Source organism: Rhizobium sp. BR 250, assembly GCF_047445855.1.
Taxonomy (GTDB): Bacteria; Pseudomonadota; Alphaproteobacteria; order Rhizobiales; family Rhizobiaceae; genus Agrobacterium; species Agrobacterium tumefaciens_I.
The window spans coordinates 358,278-378,555 of sequence record NZ_JARWKW010000001.1 but is presented as its reverse complement, the minus strand read 5'-3'; the positions used below and the strand labels follow the sequence as shown (position 1 = coordinate 378,555).

The window sequence follows — 20,278 nt, the reverse complement described above, 5'->3', positions numbered from 1 at the left end:
TGGAAAACACTAGGAAGGAGAGATTCGCCGATTGGGGCGAGTCTTGCCTGACTTCAAGATTGTGGTGCTGGCTGGCCAGCGATTGGGAGTAGCGCATGCGGAAATCCGCCGCCGAACACGACGTTGCCGACGAGGCAGCGGGAATGGTGGTTGCCGATCGCAGGATGTCTTTCGCCCTGCCGGGGCTGGTGCTCGCCGGCGTTGCCCTTGTCTGTGCTATCGTCACCCTCTTCGTGCTTATGGGCGTGACGCCGATTGCGCCGACAACCAATGTCGTCATCGCCTCGGTGGTGATCAATTCGATCTTCGTGATCGGCCTGATCGTTCTCATTGGCCGCGAAATCAACCGGCTGCTGAAAGCGCGAAAAAAGGGCAGGGCGGCGGCGCGTCTGCATGTTCGCATCGTAGTGCTTTTCTCCATCGTGGCGATCACGCCGGCGGTTCTCGTGGCGATCTTCGCCAGCCTGACGCTGAATGTCGGTCTCGACCGCTGGTTTTCGATCCGCACCCAATCGATTGTCGAATCATCGGGCAATATCGCCCAGGCCTATATGATGGAAAATGCCGGCTATCTGCAGGGCCAGACCCTGTCGATGGCCACCGACCTCGACCGCAACCGCGCGCTTTTTTATCTCGACCGTACCGGCTTCGTCGAGCTGATGACCCGTCAGGCCAAAGGCCGTGGCCTGCTTGGCGCGTTTCTGGTGCAGGAGGACGGCGACGCCGTCGCCCAGGCCGACCTCAAGACGGAAAAACCGCTGCCCGCCATCCCGCATGACGCGCTGGAAAAGGCCGCGGCCGGCCAGCCGACCTTGATCCCGCCCGGTATCACCAACCTTGTCGGCGCCATCATCAAGCTCGAAGGCATCAGCGGCACCTTCCTTTACACCGTGCGCGCCGTCGACCCGAAGGTGATGGGCGCGATGCGGCTGATGGAGGAGAACCGCGCGGAATACAAGAATATGGAGGCGGGCCGCGCGCCGCTGCAGATCGCCTTTGCGATCCTTTATCTCGGTTTTGCGCTGATCGTGCTTTTGGTCGCCATCTGGACGGCAATCGCGGTCGCCGACCGGATCGTGCGGCCGATCCGTCTTCTCATCAGCGCCGCAGACAGCGTCGCCACCGGTAACATGCATGTGCTGGTTCCCGTTCGCGCCGTGGATGGCGACGTCGGGCGCCTGTCACGCACCTTCAACAAGATGGTCTCGGAGCTGCGCAGTCAGCAGGAGCAGATCATCGAGGCCAAGGATGACATTGACGACCGTCGCCGCTTCATCGAAGCCGTGCTGTCAGGTGTCACCGCCGCCGTCATCGGCGTTGATGAGAACCGCAAGATCACCATCGTCAATCCGTCGGGCGAGGAATTCCTGGCGCTGAATTCCGAGCAGCTGATCGGCGCGGAGCTTTCCGAGATCGCGCCTGAGATCGACCAGGTGGTGACCGAGGCCAACACCTGGTCCCGCGGCAATTTCCGCAAGCAGATCAACATTATGCGACGCGGCAAGGAGCGGACGCTGAATGTGCAGGTGACCCGTGAGGATGCCCGCGATAGCCGCGATTCTTATGTCATCACCCTTGACGACATTACCGATCTCGTCATCGCCCAACGCTCCACCGCATGGTCGGATGTCGCGCGCCGCATCGCGCATGAAATCAAGAACCCGCTGACACCGATCCAGCTTTCCGCCGAGCGCATCAAGCGCCGTTTCGGCAAGCAGATCGATGAGAGCGACCGCGCCGTCTTCGACCAGTGTACGGACACCATCGTCCGCCAGGTCGGCGATATCGGCCGGATGGTGGACGAATTCTCCGCCTTTGCGCGCATGCCGAAGCCGACGAAGGAAAAGTCGGACCTGCGGTCGATCCTGAAGGATGCGGCCTTCCTCCGGGAAATCAGCGCCGCCGACACGAAGTTCGCGACGGAACTGGGCGATATCCCGCTGGAGGGCATGTTCGATGCCCGCATGCTGGGTCAGGCCTTCGGCAATCTCATCAAGAATGCGACGGAAGCGATTGAGGCGGTGGAAGGCGAAAAGCGGCCGGGTAAAATCCTGGTGCGCGCATCCTTCGATGAGGCCAATTCGCGTTTCGTGGCTGACATCATCGACAATGGCCGCGGCCTTCCCGTCGAGAACCGTCACCGCATTCTCGAACCCTATATGACGATGCGGGACAAGGGCACGGGCCTTGGTCTGGCCATCGTCAAGAAGATCATTGAGGAACATGGCGGGTATCTGGAACTCCACGATGCCCCTGCCGAATTCGACCATGGCCATGGCGCCATGATCCGAGTGCTGCTGCCCTATATCGAGGCGGTCGGCGGCGAAAATAACAAGGAAGCAGCATATGGCGTCTGATATTCTGGTCGTGGATGACGAGGCGGACATTCGCGAAATCGTAGCGGGTATTCTTTCCGATGAGGGCCACGAGACCCGCATGGCCTTCGACAGCGACAGCGCTCTGGCCGCCATCTCGGAACGCGTGCCGCGCCTGATCTTTCTGGACATCTGGATGCAGGGCTCGAAGCTCGACGGTCTGGCGTTGCTGGATGAGATCAAGAGCCGCCATCCCGAAATTCCTGTCGTCATGATTTCCGGTCACGGCAATATCGAAACCGCCGTCAATGCCATCAAGCGTGGCGCGTTCGATTTCATCGAAAAGCCGTTCAAGGCCGACCGGCTGATACTGATTGCCGAGCGGGCGCTGGAAAACTCCAAGCTGAAGCGCGAGGTTCAGGAACTCAAGAAGCGCACCGGTGACGCGGTTGAACTCGTCGGCGCCTCGCTTGCGGTTTCGCAGCTGCGCCAGACCATCGACAGGGTTGCCCCCACCAACAGCCGCATCATGATCCTCGGCCCCTCCGGTTCCGGCAAGGAGCTGGTGGCGCGCATGGTGCACAAGAAGTCCTCGCGCGCCAGCGGTCCCTTCGTGGCGCTGAACGCCGCGACAATCACGCCGGATCGCATGGAAATCGCGCTGTTCGGCACGGAAGGCTTGCCCGGGCAGCCCCGCAAGGTGGGCGCTCTGGAAGAAGCCCATCGTGGCGTTCTCTACCTCGATGAAGTGGGCGAGATGCCGCGCGAAACGCAGAACAAGATCCTGCGCGTGCTGGTCGACCAACAGTTCGAGCGTGTCGGTGGCGGCAAGCGGGTGAAGGTGGATGTGCGCATCATTTCATCGACCGCCCATCACCTCGAAAGCCTGATCGCCGAAGGGCAGTTCCGCGAGGACCTCTACCACCGTCTCGCCGTCGTGCCGGTCAAGGTGCCGGCGCTCTCGGAACGGCGCGAGGATATTCCCTTCCTTGTCGACATGTTCATGCGCCAGATTTCAGAACAGGCAGGCATTCGCCCGCGCAAGATCGGCGATGACGCCATGGCCGTTCTCCAGACGCACGACTGGCCGGGCAATATCCGCCAGCTGCGCAATAATATCGAGCGGCTGATGATCCTCGCCCGCCCGGAAGGCGGCGAAGCGCCGATCTCGGCCGACATGCTGCCTTCGGATATCGGCGACATGCTGCCGAAGATTTCGGCGCAGGGCGACCAGCACATCATGACACTGCCGCTGCGCGAAGCCCGTGAAATGTTCGAGCGCGATTATCTGATGGCCCAGATCAACCGCTTCGGCGGCAATATTTCGCGCACGGCGGAATTTGTCGGCATGGAACGGTCGGCACTGCATCGCAAACTGAAATCTCTCGGAGTATAAGGGAGGAAGGCCCAGTCGTCGTAACCGATTATTCCTTCAGAGAGACAGCATGAAAGTCATCATTTGCGGCGCAGGGCAGGTGGGTTACGGCATCGCCGAACAATTGTCGCGGGAGGATAATGAGGTATCGGTGATCGATACGGCCGCGCCGCTGATCACCGCCATTACCGAGACGCTGGATGTACGCGGTTATGTCGGCCATGGTGCCCATCCCGACATGCTGGCCAAGGCCGGTGCGGATCAGGCCGACATGATCATCGCCGTAACCCTGCATGACGAGATCAATATCGTCGCCTGCGAGGTGGCGCATGCGCTCTTCAGCGTACCTACCAAGATTGCCCGCATCCGCGACCAGAGCTATCTGAAACCGGAATATGCCGATCTCTTCAGCCGCGAGAACATGTCCATCGATGTGACGATTTCCCCGGAAGTCGAAGTCGGCAAGATGGTACTGCGGCGTATCGCCTTTCCGGGCGCTACCGACGTGGTACGCTTTGCTGAAGATACGATCTACATGCTGGCCATCGAGTGCATGGAAGATTGTCCTGTCATCAACACGCCGCTGCAGCAGCTCTCCAGCCTGTTTCCGGATCTCATCGCCACGGTGGTAGGTGTTTATCGTGACGGCATTCTCAAGGTGGCGCATTCCTCCGAGCAGTTGCGCGTGGGTGACCTTGCCTATGTCATCTGCCAGCGCCAGCACGCCCGCCGCACATTGAGCCTCTTTGGCCACGAGGAGCAGGAGGCGCAGCGCATCGTGATTGCGGGCGCCGGCAATATCGGCCATTTCGTCGCACGCAAGATCGAGGAGATGCAGCCGAAAACGCGGGTGAAGATTATCGAGGCGGATCGCGACCGGGCGGTTGCCGCTTCCGAACAGCTCAGCCACACCATCGTCATGCATGGCTCGGCCCTCGATCAGAAAATTCTGATGCAGGCGGATATCCAGGATGCCGATCTGATCGTCACGCTCACCAATAACGACCAGACCAATATTCTGGCCGCCGTGATCGCCAAGCAGCTTGGCTGCAAATCGAATCTGGCGCTTTTGAACAGTACGTCATTCCATGATGTTGCCCGCTCGCTCGGGCTCGATGCCTATATCAACCCCCGGGCTGTGACAATCTCCCGCGTTCTCCAGCATGTGCGCAAAGGCCGCATCCGCTCGGTCTACGCCGTGCAGCGCGGCTCTGCAGAGGTGATCGAGGCGGAAGCGCTGGAGACTTCGCCGCTGGTCGGCCAGTCCTTCCGCGATATCGATATGCCGGATGGCGTGCGCATTGGCGCGATCTACCGCGACGGCGTGGTGATCCGCCCGGATGGCAGCACGAAAATCAAGGCGAAGGACCGTGTCGTGCTGTTTGCATCCGCCGATGCGGTGCGCGACGTGGAACAACTTTTCCGTGTTTCGATACAATATTTTTGACTGTCCCGAATTGAAAATGTGGGTCAATACTCGTAGTCGTCACACTGTTTTCGCCGTTGCGGAACGGAACATGATTTGATACCAGAGTTTGAGGTCGGCCAAGCGGGGGACAAGACTCGGCCGGCTTATTATTGATTGATTATTTTCCGGTATCCCTGCCGGCAAAAAAGAAAGAAGCGGCGCCATGGCGGAACGTTCTCAAAACCTTCAGGATCTCTTCCTCAATACCGTTCGTAAGCAAAAGATTTCGCTCACGATTTTCCTGATCAACGGCGTCAAGCTGACGGGCGTTGTCACCTCCTTCGACAATTTCTGCGTGCTTCTGCGCCGCGATGGTCATTCGCAGCTGGTCTACAAGCATGCTATCTCCACCATCATGCCCGGCCAGCCGATGCAGATGTTCGAGAGCGAAGAAGGCGCGGCCTGATCAGGCTCCCTGACGGATATTCAAAATAGACTGATCCGGATCGGGAACATTTCCGATCCCGTCAGGTTAATCTCCATGGCTCTCCGTCGGGAGGCGGTCGGCCGTAACATTCTTTCTGGATAAGGCCGAGCCCATTTCAACACGCGACACCTCGAACGAATCGATCATTCCGGAGCAGGAAAAGCGCCGCGACGACATGCGCGCGGTCGTGCTCGTGCCTGTCCTCAAGCAGCAGCGCGAAAATCGTGACGCCACGGCAGCCCCGGCTGCTCCCAGCCGTTCCACGGAAGCCAAGCTTGAGGAAGCAAAAGGGCTGGCGCTTGCCATCGATCTCGAGGTGACCCAGGGCCTCATCGTCGCCGTCAACCAGCCGCGGCCCGCGACCCTGTTCGGAACCGGCAAGATAGAGGAAATCGGCCATCTTCTCGATGAGACCGATTCCGGCCTGGTGATTGTTGACCACCCGCTCACCCCGGTGCAGCAGCGTAATCTCGAAAAGCAGTGGAACGCCAAGGTCATCGACCGCACGGGTCTCATCCTTGAAATCTTCGGCCGCCGCGCCTCCACAAAGGAAGGCACTCTTCAGGTCGATCTCGCGCATCTGAACTATCAGAAGGGCCGTCTCGTCCGAAGCTGGACCCACCTTGAACGCCAGCGCGGTGGCGCGGGTTTCATGGGCGGTCCGGGTGAAACGCAGATCGAAGCTGACAGACGATTGCTGCAGGATCGCATCGTAAAGCTTGAGAAGGAACTCGAGCAGGTGGTGCGTACCCGCCAGCTGCATCGCGCCAAGCGCCGCAAGGTGCCGCATCCGATCGTCGCGCTGGTTGGTTATACCAATGCCGGCAAATCGACGCTGTTCAATCGCATCACCGGTGCGGGCGTTCTCGCCGAAGACATGCTGTTCGCAACGCTCGACCCGACCCTGCGCCGCATGAAACTGCCGCATGGCCGAACCGTCATTTTGTCGGATACGGTCGGTTTCATCTCCGACCTGCCGACGCATCTGGTCGCCGCCTTCCGCGCGACGCTGGAAGAAGTACTCGAAGCCGATCTCGTCCTGCATGTGCGCGACATGTCCGACCCGGATAATGCCGCCCAGTCTGCGGATGTGCTGCGCATTCTTAACGATCTCGGTATCGATGAGAAGGAAGCTGAAAAGCGCATCATCGAGGTCTGGAACAAGGTCGACCGTCTGGAGCCGGAAGCGCACGATGCCATCATGCAGCGCGCCGAAGGTCGCTCGGATATCCGCGCCGTTTCCGCCATCACGGGCGAGGGCGTTGACGCCCTGATGGACGAGATTTCAAAGCGTCTGTCCGGTGTGCTGACGGAAACCACCGTGGTGCTTTCCGTCGAGCAATTGCCGCTGATCTCCTGGGTCTACAGCAATTCCATCGTCGACGGCCGTGAAGATCACGAGGACGGATCGGTTGCACTCGATGTGCGCCTCTCGGAAGCGCAGGCTGCCGAGCTGGAACGGAAGCTTGGAAAGACGACCATCCGCGAGCGGGAAGACTGGGAGCGCTGAGCGTTCTGCGGACGATGGCAAGCTTTCGTCACATTCGACGTCATCCTCGGGCTTATCCCGAGGATCTGCCACGGTATTCAAAATCGATAGGCAGCAGATGCTCGGGACAAGCCCGAGCATGACGGAGGAGAAGTTCTCAACCTCTATAAACAATCCTCGAAGCGCTGAGCACTCCTTGTCTTAATGCATATCCCGAGTGGTCAGGACGAAACCGCATCAAGCGAACGCTCGATCCGTTTCGCTGCCTGCCACAAATCTTCCATCCTCTCGAGACTCGCCTCTTTCAACGTTTCGCCATTGTCGCTGAGCGACGTCTCTATGTGATTGAAACGCCTGCGGAATTTCGTATTGGTGCCACGCAGGGCATTTTCCGGATCGGCTTTGACGTGGCGGCCGATATTGACCAGCGCAAAGATCAGATCGCCGAGTTCGTCAGAGACTTTCTCCGGCTTTCCTTCCGCCAGCGCCTCCCGCAGTTCAGCGATTTCCTCCTCGATCTTGTCGAGGATGGGGGCCGGGTCAGACCAGTCGAAACCGACGCGGGCGGCCTGTTCCTGCAGCTTTAAAGCTTCCGTCAGCGCCGGCTGGCTGCGCTGCACGCCGCCCAGAAACCCGGCCTTGAAATCTTCGGTGATGCCCCGGCGCGCGCGGCGCTCCGCCCTTTCGCGTTTTTCCTCAGCCTTGATCTGGTCCCATTGCAGCTTGACGCTGTCAGGCGTATCGGCATCGGAGACGTCGAAGACATGCGGATGGCGGCGGATCATCTTCGAGGTGACGGCATGCACCACGTCCCCAAAGGCGAACTCGCCCCGTTCCTCGGCGATGCGGGCGTGGAAAACCACCTGCAGGAGAAGATCGCCCAGTTCTTCGCAAAGATCGTCCATATCCTTGCGCTCGATGGCGTCGGCAACCTCATAAGCCTCTTCGATCGTGTAGGGCTTGATCGTCTCGAAGGTCTGCACGACATCCCAGGGGCAGCCGGTTTCCGGCTGGCGCAGCGCTTCCATGATCTCGATCAGGCGGGAAATATCCTTCGAGGCTTCCATCGTGTCTAAACCTTCGTTTTTAGTTTACGCATTGTCCGGATGGAAAACCGCTACGCACTTTTCCCGGAAATGTCCTAATTCAGCGGAATATCGTTGTCGCTCTTGGATGACTGGTAGCTGGTGGAAAGATCGTCATAGACGGCCTTGATGCGTGCCGTCTGCGCCTTCAATGTGCTTTTCAGCGGATCGTTTTCGCTTTCCACCAGATCGGCGATGAAGAAGGAATTCCAGAAGGCATTATTGCGGCGATAACCGCCCGGTTCCAGCCCGAAGACTTCCTTCAGAATCTTCAGGTCATGCGGAATGGCGAAAGCGTCACGGGAATCTTCATGGCTGAAGAAGGAGTAGAAATTGTCGAAACCGGCCCAGGTGATGGCGGACATGCACATGGTGCAGGGTTCGTGGGTGGAGAGAAAAATCAGCTCCTTGGTGTTCGGCTTTTCGCCCAGTTCGTAGAACCGCTTCAGCGTATGCACTTCGCCATGCCAGAGCGGATTTTCCAGCTCGTTATTGGTCTCGGCAACAACGAGCGACAGGTCGGATTTACGCAGGATAGCCGCCCCGAAAACCTTGTTGCCCAGGCTGACGCCGCGCACCGTCAGCGGCAGAATATCGTGTTCGATGACATCGAGGAGGCGGGCGGCGAGCGTCTGGCTGGTCAAGGGTCTGATCCTTCGTGCCGCTTCAGTCAAAAGCGGTCTTCGCATGGAGAAATCGACAGATGATTGTCGTTCCTTGTTCGGCGCGGGCACCCGCTTTGTCAAGGGATTCCGAGGGGATTCTAAAGCCCTGCCAAGGCCCTGAAAATCATTGCCGGTTTGTTTTCCTCCAAAACCGGGGTCTTCGAGAAATAAAAATCCAGGTCCCGGAAAGGCTTGAATTTCTGTTTCTTCAATCTTGAACCGCAATGCGGGATATATGTCCAATGCACAACGAACATGATTTTTCCGCTGCTGGCGACCGCCTTTCAACCTTCCCTGCTTTCTTCCGGGTCGAAGGACGGCAGGTGGCTGTCTTCGGTAACGGTGACGAGGCTTTCGCGAAGGTGAGGCTGCTCGCCAATACCAACGCCCATATCGTTGCCTATGCCGACCAGCCGGAAGCGGATTTTTCGCGTTATCTTCAGGAAAACGGCATCGATCATCGCGCTTTGGGTTTCGCAGGTCATTTGCTTGAGGGAGCCACCCTGGTCTTCGCCGCCACCGGCAACGAGGCGCTGGACGGTGAGATCGTCACCGTTGCGCGTTCGAAAAAAATCCCCGCCAATGCGGTGGATCAGCCGGAATTCTGCGATTTCTTCACGCCGGCGCTTGTCGCCCGCGCACCCGTCGCCGTTGCCATCGGCACGGAAGGGGCGGGACCGGTTCTTGCTCAGATGATCCGCGCCCGCATCGACCGGATGTTGTCGCCGTCGCTTGGCAAACTCGCACGTCTTGCCGTGCAATATCGTGATGCGGCCGAGGAAAATGTGCCGAAGGGCGCCCTGCGGCGTAATTTCTGGCGCCGCTTCTTCTCTGGCGCTGTTGCGGATGCAGTCGCGGTTGGCGATACGCCGTCCGCCCGTCAGGCAGTTGACCGTCTGCTGCAATCTCCCGAACGCAGCGAAGGCCGCGTCTGGCTGGTTGGTGCTGGCCCCGGTGCAGAAGACCTGCTGACGCTGCGCGCCCAGCGCGTGCTGATGGAAGCCGATGTGATCGTTTATGACGCCCTGGTGCCGCAGGCGATTGTCGACATGGGCCGCCGCGATGCTGAAAGGCTCTCCGTCGGCAAACGCAAGGGCTGCCACAGCAAATCGCAGAATGAAATCAATCGCCTGCTGGTGGGTCTCGGCCAGGAAGGCAAACGTGTCGTGCGCCTCAAATCCGGTGATCCGCTGGTTTATGGCCGCGCTGGCGAGGAGATGGCAGCGCTGCGCGAGGCCGGCATCGCTTATGAAATCGTGCCGGGCATCACTTCCGCTTTCGCCGCGGCTGCGGATTTCGAATTGCCTCTGACGCTGCGCGGTGTCGCTTCTTCGCTGATTTTCACCACCGGCCACGACCTGACCGGCGATGTCCTGCCCGACTGGGCGCGTCTTGCCGTCTCCGGTGCCACCATTGCCGTCTATATGGGCCGCAGCGTGGCCGCCTCGGTGGCCAAGCGGCTGATCGATGCGGGGCTTGGCGTGGAAACCACCGTCGCCGTCATCGAAAATGCCAGCCGCGCGGATCGCCGCCTGCTGCATGGCACATTGAACGATCTGCCCGACCTCGAACATCGCGATGAACTGACCGGCCCGGTCATGGTCATCATCGGTGATGCGGTTGCGGGCGCCAATTTCGACAGATCCGAGGCGCTTGCGCTTGCAGCCAAGCCAGCGAACCTCAAACGGGAGTATGTGAATGGTTGACAAGGTTTTGACCGCCAATCGCCTGAGCGACGGTATTGCCGTGTGGCTCGACGCCAATGGCGAATGGACCGAGAAGCTGCAGGACGCGATCGTCGCCCGCCATGCGGAGGCCGTGGCCTCGTTCGAGGAAATCGGCAAGCGCGATTTTTCCGCCAACAAGGTCGTTGACGTCGCTCTCATCGACGTCGTGGAGGAGAATGGCAAGCTCTGGCCGACGCGTCTTCGCGAGCGCATCCGCGCGGCCGGCCCGACCATGCACTATGCCGCCGGTTACAAGCCGGCCGATGCAGCATTTATCGCAGTCTGAGGAAGAATATGTACCGTTACGACGAGTTCGATCACGCATTTGTTGAAGGCCGCGTGGCGCAGTTTCGCGATCAGGTCGAGCGCCGGTTGTCCGGCGAGCTGGCCGAGGACGCGTTCAAGCCGCTGCGCCTGATGAATGGCGTTTATCTTCAGCTGCATGCCTATATGCTGCGCGTCGCCATTCCCTACGGTACGCTGAATTCCAAGCAGATGCGGATGCTGGCCCATATCGCCCGTAAATATGACCGGGGTTACGGCCACTTCACCACCCGCCAGAACATCCAGTACAACTGGCCGCGCCTCTCGGACACGCCGGATATCCTTTCCGAACTGGCAAGCGTGGAAATGCATGCGCTGCAGACGTCTGGCAACTGCATTCGCAACGTGACCGCCGATCACTTCGCCGGTGCTGCGGCAGACGAAGTCGCCGATCCGCGTCCCTATGCGGAAATCCTGCGTCAGTGGTCTTCCGTGCATCCCGAGTTCTCCTTCCTGCCGCGCAAGTTCAAGATCGCGGTGACGGGTGCAGAGCGCGACCGCGCCGCCATTCAGGTCCACGATATCGGCCTGCATCTGAAAAAGAACGACAAGGGCGAGATCGGTTTTGCCGTTTATGTCGGCGGCGGGCAGGGGCGCACGCCAATGATCGCCAAGAAGATCCGCGACTTCCTGCCGGAAGAGGACCTTTTGTCCTACACCACGGCAGTCATGCGCGTTTATAACCTGCACGGCCGCCGCGATAACAAATACAAGGCGCGCATCAAGATCCTCGTGCATGAGACCGGCGCGGAAGAGCTGGCCCGTCAGGTCGAGGTGGAATTCGCCGAGCTGAAGAACACCGAATTGAAGCTGCCGGATGCGGATATTGCCGCCATCACCACCTATTTCGCCCCGCCGGCGCTGACGGACCGGCCGGAAGGTTGGGAAAGCCTGGCGCGCTGGAAGCGGGCCGACGAAGGCTTCGCCCGTTTTGTCGAGCAGAATGTCAAGCCGCACAAGCACCCCGACTACGGCATGGTGACGATTTCGCTGAAGCCGATCGGCGGCATTCCGGGTGACGCGACCGACGAGCAGATGGAACTCGTCGCCGACATCGCCGCGGAATATGCCTTTGACGAAATCCGCATCAGCCATGAGCAGAACATCATCCTGCCGCATGTAGCGCTGGCCGATCTCGAACCGGTCTATCGTGCGCTGGTGGGCGCCGGTCTTGCCACCGCCAATGCCGGGCTGATCACCGATATCATCGCCTGTCCCGGGCTGGACTATTGCGCGCTTGCCAATGCGCGCTCCATTCCGGTGGCGCAGGAAATCTCCACCCGCTTTGGCGCGCCGGAGCGTCAGGCGGAAATCGGTGAGCTGAAGATCAAGATTTCCGGCTGCATCAATGCCTGCGGCCACCACCATGTCGGCCATATCGGCCTCTTGGGCGTGGAAAAGAAGGGCGCGGAACTCTACCAGATCACGCTTGGCGGATCGGGTGACGAAAATACCTCGATCGGTGAGATCATCGGTCGCGGTTTCGAGCCAGAAAAAGTCACCGACGCCATCGAGACCATCGTCGATACCTATCTGGGCTTGCGCCTTTCGAAGGAAGAAAACTTCCTCGAAGCCTATCGCCGCGTCGGACCGCAGCCCTTCAAGGATGCGCTCTACGGTTCCGCCGCTGAAGCCGCCTGAGGAGATGGATATGACGAAAATCTGGAACCGCGACGGCTTCGTGGAAAACGATCCCTGGGTCATCGAAACGGAAGAAGTGAAGGCCGGGGCGGATCAGAAGCCGGTGTTGCCGCTCGCCGATTTCCTGGTTCGCGCCGCCGAAAGCAACGATATCGGCCTTGGTGTGCTGATTTCGCCGGCTGACGATGTCACCCGGATCGGGCCTTATCTCGACCGTATCGACCTTGTGGCCGTGAGCTTTCCGGCATTCAATGACGGCCGTGGTTTCAGCCACGCTTCGCTGCTGCGCAGCCGTCTCGGCTTTGCCGGTGAGGTGAGGGCGGTCGGCGACGTGCTGATCGACCAGGTGCCGCTGATGCTGCGCACCGGCTTTACCAGCTTTGCGGTGACGAACGGCACGGCGATCCGCCGCCTGTCCGAAAATCGCCTGCCAGAAATCCCGGTCTATTACCAGCCGACGGCCCGACCGGCGGCGGGTGGCGAGGCCTATAGCTGGCGTCGTCGTGCGTCGCAATGACACGTTGCGCGGAAATATGAGTTTTAAATACATATTTCCTACGCACATGGCAGTATTGACATTCTCATGCCTTCAAACTTCGGCAAAAATGGTATAATTGCCCGGTTGGAGAATGTCGCTTACCGATGAGAATGGACGGAACCTGAAATGAACGCGCCAGCCAAGACGGAAGATTTCGCGATCAAGATACCGGACGGTGTTTACGCCGAGACGGTTTTGTCGGTGGAGCACTATACGGACCACCTGTTCCGTTTCCGCATGACGCGTCCGGCCGGCTTCCGTTTCCGTTCCGGCGAATTCGCCATGATCGGCCTGATGGTCGGCGACAAGCCGATCTACCGCGCCTATTCCATCGCCAGCCCCGCCTGGGACGAGGAACTGGAGTTCTTCTCGATCAAGGTTCCGAATGGCCCGCTGACCTCGCATCTCCAGGCGATCAAGCCCGGCGATACCGTCCTGATGCGCAAGAAGCCGACAGGCACGCTGGTTCTGGATGCGCTGACGCCCGGCAGAAGGCTTTACATGTTCTCGACCGGCACCGGCATCGCGCCCTTCGCGAGCCTGATCCGCGATCCCGAGACCTATGAAAAGTTCGAAGAGGTCATCCTCACCCATACCTGCCGCGATGTGGCCGAGCTGAAATATGGCTTCGATCTGGTCGAGGAAATCCGCAACCACGAATTCCTGAACGAGATCGTCGGCGACAAGCTCAAGCATTATGCGACCGTCACCCGCGAGGATTACCCCTTCCAGGGCCGCATCACCACGCTGATCGAAAACGGCAAGCTGTTTGCCGATCTCGGCGTGCCGGCACTCGATCCCGCCATCGATCGCGGCATGATCTGCGGTTCCTCGGCCATGCTGAAGGACACCAAGGAGCTGCTTGAAAAAGCCGGCCTGACCGAGGGCGCCAACAACAAGCCCGCCGAATTCGTGATCGAACGTGCTTTCGTCGGCTGAATAAGAGGCCGCACGGACGTTTTTGAAGGAGGCCGAAAGGCCTCCTTTTTATTTGCCCGCCGTCCAGGCCTCCATTTCATCATTCTGCTTCGGCGCGATCTCGTGCCGGTAAACAAGGAAAAGGGCAATCGCGATCGCTGCAATGCCGCCGCCCACCAGATGTGACAGGGCATAACCGCCTTTCGTCACCAGCCAGCCCGCAACGACGTTGCTGAACGAAGCCCCGATACCCTGTACCATCATCACGCTGGCGAGACCGACATTGAAGCGCCCGGTTCCTTTCAGGATCCGCTCGGCCGCCACCGGCGTCACGATCCCTAACAGACCGGCGCCGATGCCATCGAGAAACTGCACCGGAAAAATCACCCAGAAATCGGTGAAGGCGGATGCGAGAAAACCACGGATCGGCAAGGCCGCGAGCGCAACGAGGAAAACCGTGGCAAGGCCGAAGCGGCGGATGAGCCACGGCGCCATGGCGGCGACAAAGATCATGGCGAACTGTGCGACGCCGGTGATGATGGCAGTCGTGCGGAACGGCGTCTGCAATTCAATGGCAAAATCCTGCGCCAGAAGCCTGCCCATCGGCGCATTGCCGAAATGGAATATCAGCAGGATGACGGCGAGCAGGATCAGTCCGCGTTCGTGAAACAGCACATTGATGCCAGACGGGCCGGGTTCGCCCCTGTCTTCGGCAAGGCCGCGCGCAACCTTGTGGTCGATCCTGTCAGGGTCGATCGCGGCCGTGGCGACAAGCGCACCCGCCGCCGTAAGCAGCATCAGGCCGATGACGCCATTGAGGCCGAAGAAGGAAACGGCGACATATGTCGCGAAGAGCGATGCGAAGTTGCCGCCGTGGTTCCAGAACTCGTTTCGCGAAATCTGCCGGGAAAACAGCCGTTCGCCAACGAGACCGAGCGTGAGCCCGGCAAGCGCCGGGCCGACCACCGCACCGACGACGGCGGTCATGATCTGACCGGTCCAGACGATCCATACATCGGGAAAGATAAGCGTTATCAGCGCGCCGATCGTCACCAGAACGACAGGCACCGCGATCAGCGTCCGTTTCCATGCCGTGCCATCAACAAGCGCGCCGCAAAGCGGCGTCGCCAGAAGACCGACCAGACCGCCGACCGTCGCGATCAGGCCAAGGGAAAGTGACGACCAGCCATTGGTGGCCAAAAACGCATCGAGAAACGGCCCAAGCCCGTCCCGCGCATCGGCCAGAAAGAAGTTCAGCGCCGCCAGTGCAAAAAGCGTGCGGTCGGAAAAACCGCTGCGTGGCAGGCCACCGGAGGGAAGGTTGGCCTGTGGTGCCGAAACGCCGATGGTCGTCATGAAATAAGCTCCGAAAAATATGTCTCACAATATGTCTGGTACCGGCATGAAATCGCCGCCAAGCGTCCAAACCATGTCTATGGGCATTTGGTTGCACGACGAAGACAAAATGATTGCCCGGCAATGGTGTCACCGACCGGAAAACCGCATCAGGAACATTTTCCGCAATCTGCGAGTTACCTTCCACCAAATCGCACCGGAAGATCGCCATGAAATCGAAGGCCGCCATTATCTTATCTTTCGCAAGCCTGCTTGCCGTAAATCCCGTACTTGCCGACGAGAGCGGGTTCCTTTCGTCGCTGGAAGGTACATGGACGGGCAGGGGAACGGTGATTACCCGCATCGGCATGCCGCCAATCAAGGTCAATTGCACACTCAGTACCGACGCAGAGGCGACAGCCTTGCGCATGTCGGGCACCTGCCGGGGGCTTGTCGTGGTAAAACGCGCCATCGCCGCCGATCTGGCTGCCAGCGGCGCGCGTTACAGCGGCACCTATACGGGCCCTTCCGGCCGCCCTTCAGCGCTCGCCGGCAATCGCCGGGGTAATGCGATCAATCTCACGGTCCGCTGGCACCGAGATGTCAACGGTGACCGTGTTGCCGCCATGACCATCGAGAAGGTCGGTGACAACGGTTTGCGGCTACGCACCACCGACAGGGACGGCAGGACCGGAAAAACGGTGGTGACGAGCGATATCCGTCTGGTGCGCTGATGGCCTTCGGCCGACCTGAATGATGCCGGTGGGAAACCGGCGTCTCAACTGAATTCGAGCAAAAGCGGGCGATGATCCGAGACTTCCGGCTGTCTCACCACATCGAAGTGGTGGATCTGCACGGACGGATTGACCAGCATATAATCCGCATAGCGGTTCTGCTTGGCATAATGGGAGGTTCGTGTGTCGGTAAAGCCGCGCGTCGTAACCAGCTCGACAAGGTCGAGTTCTTTCAGCACGGCGAAAGTCTCGCTCTCCGGCAGAACGTTGAAATCACCGCAGACGATGACACGGTCACCTTCTTCCGCAACGGTCCTGACCAAGTGGACGAGGCGTTTTGCCTGCGCCTGCCGCGCAGGCGTATCGTGTTTGCCCTCAATGTCCCGCAGGCCATGCATATGGGCGATAACGGTCGGGCGGCCGGTACTGAAATCGAAAACACGAATGGCATGGGCAGTGCGCGATCTCGGATGATCGCCGTATCCATCCGCTGAAAAGGCGCCGTGAACGAAACCCTGTGCCTGCGCAATCACGGCAATGGATTTGCGCACGAAGGTCGCCAGTCCCCATTGTGAGGGATACCGCATTTCGCCGTGCCAGAGGTCACCCTGCGCCGCCGGACAGAATATCGCCACATGATCGGGCAGGGCATCTGCGACATCCCGAAGGAAATTCGCTCTTTGCGGCAGGTCTATGCCGTGGTCGCGATAGATCAGCCAATCCTCATTGGCGATTGGCGTATGCACCACTTCCTGCAGACACAGAATATCGGGGTCGGATGAGGAGAGATAGGGAACAAGCTCGTCATGGAGATTCCCACCCCAGCCATTCAGGCAGATCAGACGCATCTACACTCCTTGTCACGGACCTCATGACACGGTTTAGCATGGAGCGGATGGCGATCAATCCTGTTCCGTCGTTTTTGATATCCGACCCATCGCGCTTGAATGACAAAGGCCCGGATCGCTCCGGGCCTCTTCTGTCTGTTTCGTCAGTCGAATGCCTTATTCAGCCGCTTCGGCGTAAGCTTCCATCGGCGGGCAGGTGCAGATGAGGTTGCGGTCGCCATAGACATTGTCGATGCGGTTGACCGGAGACCAGTACTTGTCGATGCGGAAGGCGCCGGGCGGGAAGCAGCCCTTTTCGCGGCTATAGGGACGATCCCATTCGCCGACCAGGTCTTCCACCGTGTGGGGCGCGTTTTTCAGCGGATTGTTGATCTTGTCCGCACGACCTTCCTCGATGTCGCGGGCTTCCTCGCGGATCGCCAGCATGGCATCGCAGAAACGGTCGATTTCCGCCTTGGTTTCGGATTCCGTCGGCTCGATCATCAGCGTGCCGGCCACCGGCCAGCTCATTGTCGGCGCGTGGAAGCCGCAATCGACGAGGCGCTTTGCCACATCGTCCACCGTCACGCCGCAGCTGTCCGCGAGCGGTCGGGTGTCGATGATGCATTCATGCGCCACACGACCGGTCTCGGACTTGTAGAGCACGTCGTAAGCGCCCTTCAGCCGTTCGGCGATGTAGTTGGCGTTGAGGATCGCCACCTTGGTCGCCTGCGTCAGCCCTTCGCCACCCATCATCAGGCAATAGCTCCAGGAGATCGGCAGGATCGACGGCGAGCCGAAAGGTGCTGCCGAAACCGCACCCTCACGACCGTCCGTCGCCGGATGGCCGGGAAGGTGAGGCGCCAGATGCGCCTTGACGCCGATCGGGCCCATGCCCGGTCCACCGCCACCATGCGGAATGCAGAAGGTCTTGTGCAGGTTGAGGTGCGAAACGTCGGAGCCGATATCGCCGGGACGGGCAAGGCCGACCATGGCGTTCATGTTGGCACCGTCGAGGTAGACCTGTCCGCCATGCTTGTGGGTGATCTCACATATCTCGCGAACCGTCTCCTCGAACACGCCGTGGGTGGACGGATAGGTGATCATGCAGCACGAGAGGTTTTCGGCATACTGCTCTGCTTTTGCACGGAAATCATCGATATCGACGTCACCGTTATCGCGTGCCTTCACCGGTACTACCTTCATGCCTGCCATCTGCGCCGAGGCCGGGTTGGTGCCATGCGCGGAAGTCGGAATGAGGCAGATATCGCGATGCGTATCACCATTGGCGAGGTGATAGTTGCGGATGGTCAGAAGGCCCGCATATTCCCCCTGCGCGCCGGAATTCGGCTGCATGGAGAAGGCATCGTAACCGGTGACCGAGCACAGCTTTTCGGAAAGATCGTCGATCATCTCCTTGTAACCGAGCGCCTGGTTGGCCGGCACGAAGGGATGAATGTCAGAAAATTCCGGCCAGGTGATCGGCAGCATTTCCGCAGTCGCGTTCAGTTTCATGGTGCACGAGCCGAGCGGGATCATCGAACGGTCGAGCGCCAGATCACGATCCGAAAGGCGGCGGATGTAACGGGTCATCTCGCTTTCGGCACGGTTCATGTGGAAGATCGGATGCGTCATGTACTGGCTGGTACGCAGCAGTTCCTTCGGCAGACGATATTCCGGTTCGAAATCCGAGATCGAGAAATTGCCGCCGAAGGCGCGCCAGACCGCCTCAAGCGTTGCCGGGCGGGTGCGCTCGTCAAGGCTCATGCCGATCTTGGTCGCGCCGACCTTGCGCAGGTTCACGCCTTCCGCCACGGCCGAACGCAGGATGACACCCTGCATATGGCCGACTTCGACGGTGATGGTGTCGAAGAAGGTCTCCGGCTCGATGGTGTAGCCGAGCTTCTCCAGACCCTTGGCCATCAATACGGCCTTCTGGTGGGTCTGCTGGGCAATCGCCTTGATGCCCTGCGGGCCGTGGAAAACGCCATACATAGAAGCCATGACGGCGAGCAGCACCTGCGCGGTGCAGATGTTCGACGTCGCCTTCTCGCGGCGGATATGCTGTTCACGGGTCTGCAGCGACAGGCGATAGGCGCGGTTGCCGCGTGCATCGACGGAAACGCCAACGAGACGGCCGGGCATGGAGCGCTTGTGCGCATCCTTCACGGCCATGTAAGCCGCATGCGGACCGCCGTAACCGACCGGAACACCGAAACGCTGCGAGGTGCCGATGGCGATATCCGCGCCCATTTCACCGGGAGACTTTAAGAGCGTCAGCGCCAGAAGATCGGCAGCGACGGCGGCAATCGCGCCTGTCTGGTGCAGGCGGGAGATCAGGCCGGAGAAATCGCTGACATGGCCGTGGGTACCGGGATACTGGAAGATCGCGCCGAACACGTCGACCGGATCGAGATCGGTGAAGGGATTGCCGACGATCACTTTCCAGCCGAGCGGGGCCGCGCGGGTTTCGATCAACGCAATGGTCTGCGGGTGGCAGTTGGCATCGACAAAGAAGGTTGTCGCCTTTGACTTGGCGACGCGCTGGCACATGGCCATCGCTTCGGCGGCGGCCGTTGCTTCATCGAGCAGCGATGCATTGGCGACATCGAGACCGGTCAGATCGCAGACCATGGTCTGGTAGTTCAGCAGCGCCTCGAGACGGCCCTGGCTGATTTCCGGCTGGTAGGGCGTATAGGCCGTGTACCAGGCCGGGTTTTCCAGAATGTTGCGCTGGATGACCGGCGGCGTGATCGTGCCGTAATAGCCCTGGCCGATCAGCGAGGTCAGGACCTGGTTCTTGTTGGCCGTCTCGCGCAGACGATCCAGCGCCTCGCGTTCGGTCAGCGCCGCACCCCAGGTGAGCGGCACCTTCTGGCGGATCGAAGTGGGGACGGTGGCGTCGATCAGGGCGTCGAGGCTCTTATAGCCGACGACCTTCAGCATCTCCGCCATTTCCGACGGCGACGGCCCGATGTGACGCCGGTTGGCGAAATCATAGGGCTGGTAGTCGGTGAAATGGAATTCGGTGGGCGTCGTCATTACGCGATCAGCTCCTTGTAGGCTGCTTCATCGAGCAGCGTATCGGCATCCGCCGCATTGGAAAGCTTGAGCTTGAAGAACCAGCCGGCACCCTGCGGGTCGGAATTGACCAGCGAGGGATCATCGACGATGGCCTGGTTGATCTCGACCACTTCGCCATCCAGCGGACAATAGACATCGGAAGCCGCCTTGACGGATTCAACGGTTGCAGCCTCGCCATCCTTGGAGAAGGTGGCGCCCACTTCCGGCAATTCGACAAAAACGAGATCGCCAAGCTGTTCGGCGGCGTGGCTGGTGATGCCAACGGTGGCGACATCGCCTTCGAACTTCAGCCATTCGTGTTCTGCGGTAAATTTCAGCATCGTATT

General features: G+C 59.9%; 16 protein-coding genes and 1 pseudogene. 11 read left to right on the top strand and 6 right to left on the bottom strand.

The window, feature by feature from the left end; genetic code table 11:
• The first annotated feature begins 95 nt into the window (after window positions 1-95).
• The 5 genes and pseudogenes from QD336_RS01880 (at window position 96) to hflX (ending at window position 7,095) form a co-directional block, all read left to right on the top strand.
• On the top strand, window positions 96-2,357 hold the full coding sequence (locus tag QD336_RS01880) for a sensor histidine kinase NtrY-like (protein ID WP_499169068.1): 2,262 nt from the start codon (window positions 96-98) through the stop codon (window positions 2,355-2,357).
• On the top strand, window positions 2,347-3,711 hold the full coding sequence (gene ntrX / locus QD336_RS01875) for a nitrogen assimilation response regulator NtrX (protein ID WP_003521348.1): 1,365 nt from the start codon (window positions 2,347-2,349) through the stop codon (window positions 3,709-3,711). Before QD336_RS01880 ends, ntrX begins: the two co-directional genes overlap by 11 nt.
• 40 nt (window positions 3,712-3,751) lie before the next feature.
• Window positions 3,752-5,137, top strand: a pseudogene (gene trkA, locus QD336_RS01870) (Trk system potassium transporter TrkA); the annotation flags it as partial.
• A gap of 184 nt (window positions 5,138-5,321) precedes the next feature.
• Window positions 5,322-5,564, top strand: a complete 243-nt coding sequence (gene hfq, locus QD336_RS01865; protein WP_003496145.1) for an RNA chaperone Hfq — start codon at window positions 5,322-5,324, stop codon at window positions 5,562-5,564.
• 196 nt (window positions 5,565-5,760) lie between these two features.
• The gene (hflX, locus tag QD336_RS01860; protein ID WP_269347681.1) at window positions 5,761-7,095 is read left to right on the top strand and encodes a GTPase HflX; all 1,335 of its coding nucleotides are present in this window, start codon (window positions 5,761-5,763) and stop codon (window positions 7,093-7,095) included.
• A 200-nt stretch (window positions 7,096-7,295) separates the two neighbouring features.
• On the opposite strand, the gene mazG is transcribed toward hflX, so the two are convergent.
• Together mazG and QD336_RS01850 are read right to left on the bottom strand one after the other, a co-directional pair.
• Window positions 7,296-8,141, bottom strand: coding sequence for a nucleoside triphosphate pyrophosphohydrolase (gene mazG, locus QD336_RS01855; protein ID WP_269347680.1), 846 nt, complete (start codon window positions 8,139-8,141; stop codon window positions 7,296-7,298).
• Between the two features lie 74 nt (window positions 8,142-8,215).
• On the bottom strand, window positions 8,216-8,848 hold the full coding sequence (locus tag QD336_RS01850) for a deaminase (RefSeq protein WP_442864995.1): 633 nt from the start codon (window positions 8,846-8,848) through the stop codon (window positions 8,216-8,218).
• 218 nt (window positions 8,849-9,066) lie between these two features.
• Between QD336_RS01850 and cysG the strand changes: the two genes are divergently transcribed.
• The 5 genes from cysG (at window position 9,067) to QD336_RS01825 (ending at window position 13,993) form a co-directional block, all read left to right on the top strand.
• Window positions 9,067-10,530: a siroheme synthase CysG gene (gene cysG, locus QD336_RS01845; protein WP_499169065.1), complete on the top strand. Its 1,464-nt coding sequence runs from the start codon at window positions 9,067-9,069 to the stop codon at window positions 10,528-10,530.
• On the top strand, window positions 10,523-10,837 hold the full coding sequence (locus tag QD336_RS01840; protein WP_499169063.1) for a DUF2849 domain-containing protein: 315 nt from the start codon (window positions 10,523-10,525) through the stop codon (window positions 10,835-10,837). Before cysG ends, QD336_RS01840 begins: the two co-directional genes overlap by 8 nt.
• A gap of 8 nt (window positions 10,838-10,845) precedes the next feature.
• On the top strand, window positions 10,846-12,516 hold the full coding sequence (locus QD336_RS01835; RefSeq protein ID WP_269347676.1) for a nitrite/sulfite reductase: 1,671 nt from the start codon (window positions 10,846-10,848) through the stop codon (window positions 12,514-12,516).
• Window positions 12,517-12,526: 10 nt separating this feature from the next.
• Window positions 12,527-13,033: a DUF934 domain-containing protein gene (locus QD336_RS01830; protein WP_499169061.1), complete on the top strand. Its 507-nt coding sequence runs from the start codon at window positions 12,527-12,529 to the stop codon at window positions 13,031-13,033.
• Between the two features lie 147 nt (window positions 13,034-13,180).
• On the top strand, window positions 13,181-13,993 hold the full coding sequence (locus tag QD336_RS01825; RefSeq protein ID WP_499169059.1) for a ferredoxin--NADP reductase: 813 nt from the start codon (window positions 13,181-13,183) through the stop codon (window positions 13,991-13,993).
• 48 nt (window positions 13,994-14,041) lie between these two features.
• Here QD336_RS01825 and QD336_RS01820 read toward each other — a convergent pair whose 3' ends face one another.
• Window positions 14,042-15,328 carry an MFS transporter gene (locus QD336_RS01820; protein ID WP_499169057.1) on the bottom strand — a complete coding sequence of 429 codons (1,287 nt, stop codon included), beginning with the start codon at window positions 15,326-15,328 and terminating at the stop codon, window positions 14,042-14,044.
• A gap of 209 nt (window positions 15,329-15,537) precedes the next feature.
• On the opposite strand from QD336_RS01820, the gene QD336_RS01815 reads away from it, so the two are divergent.
• The gene (locus QD336_RS01815; protein ID WP_499169055.1) at window positions 15,538-16,041 is read left to right on the top strand and encodes a hypothetical protein; all 504 of its coding nucleotides are present in this window, start codon (window positions 15,538-15,540) and stop codon (window positions 16,039-16,041) included.
• A 44-nt stretch (window positions 16,042-16,085) separates the two neighbouring features.
• Here the strand turns inward: QD336_RS01815 and QD336_RS01810 are convergent, their stop codons facing one another.
• The 3 genes from QD336_RS01810 to gcvH all read right to left on the bottom strand — a co-directional run bounded on the left by QD336_RS01810 (window position 16,086) and on the right by gcvH (window position 20,272).
• On the bottom strand, window positions 16,086-16,889 hold the full coding sequence (locus tag QD336_RS01810) for an endonuclease/exonuclease/phosphatase family protein (RefSeq protein WP_499169053.1): 804 nt from the start codon (window positions 16,887-16,889) through the stop codon (window positions 16,086-16,088).
• 156 nt (window positions 16,890-17,045) lie between these two features.
• Entirely contained in the window at window positions 17,046-19,910 is a 2,865-nt protein-coding gene (gene gcvP / locus QD336_RS01805; protein ID WP_499169051.1) for an aminomethyl-transferring glycine dehydrogenase, read from the bottom strand.
• Window positions 19,910-20,272, bottom strand: a complete 363-nt coding sequence (gene gcvH, locus QD336_RS01800; RefSeq protein WP_269347668.1) for a glycine cleavage system protein GcvH — start codon at window positions 20,270-20,272, stop codon at window positions 19,910-19,912. The genes gcvP and gcvH overlap by 1 nt, the downstream gene beginning before the upstream one ends.
• Window positions 20,273-20,278 lie beyond the last annotated feature (6 nt).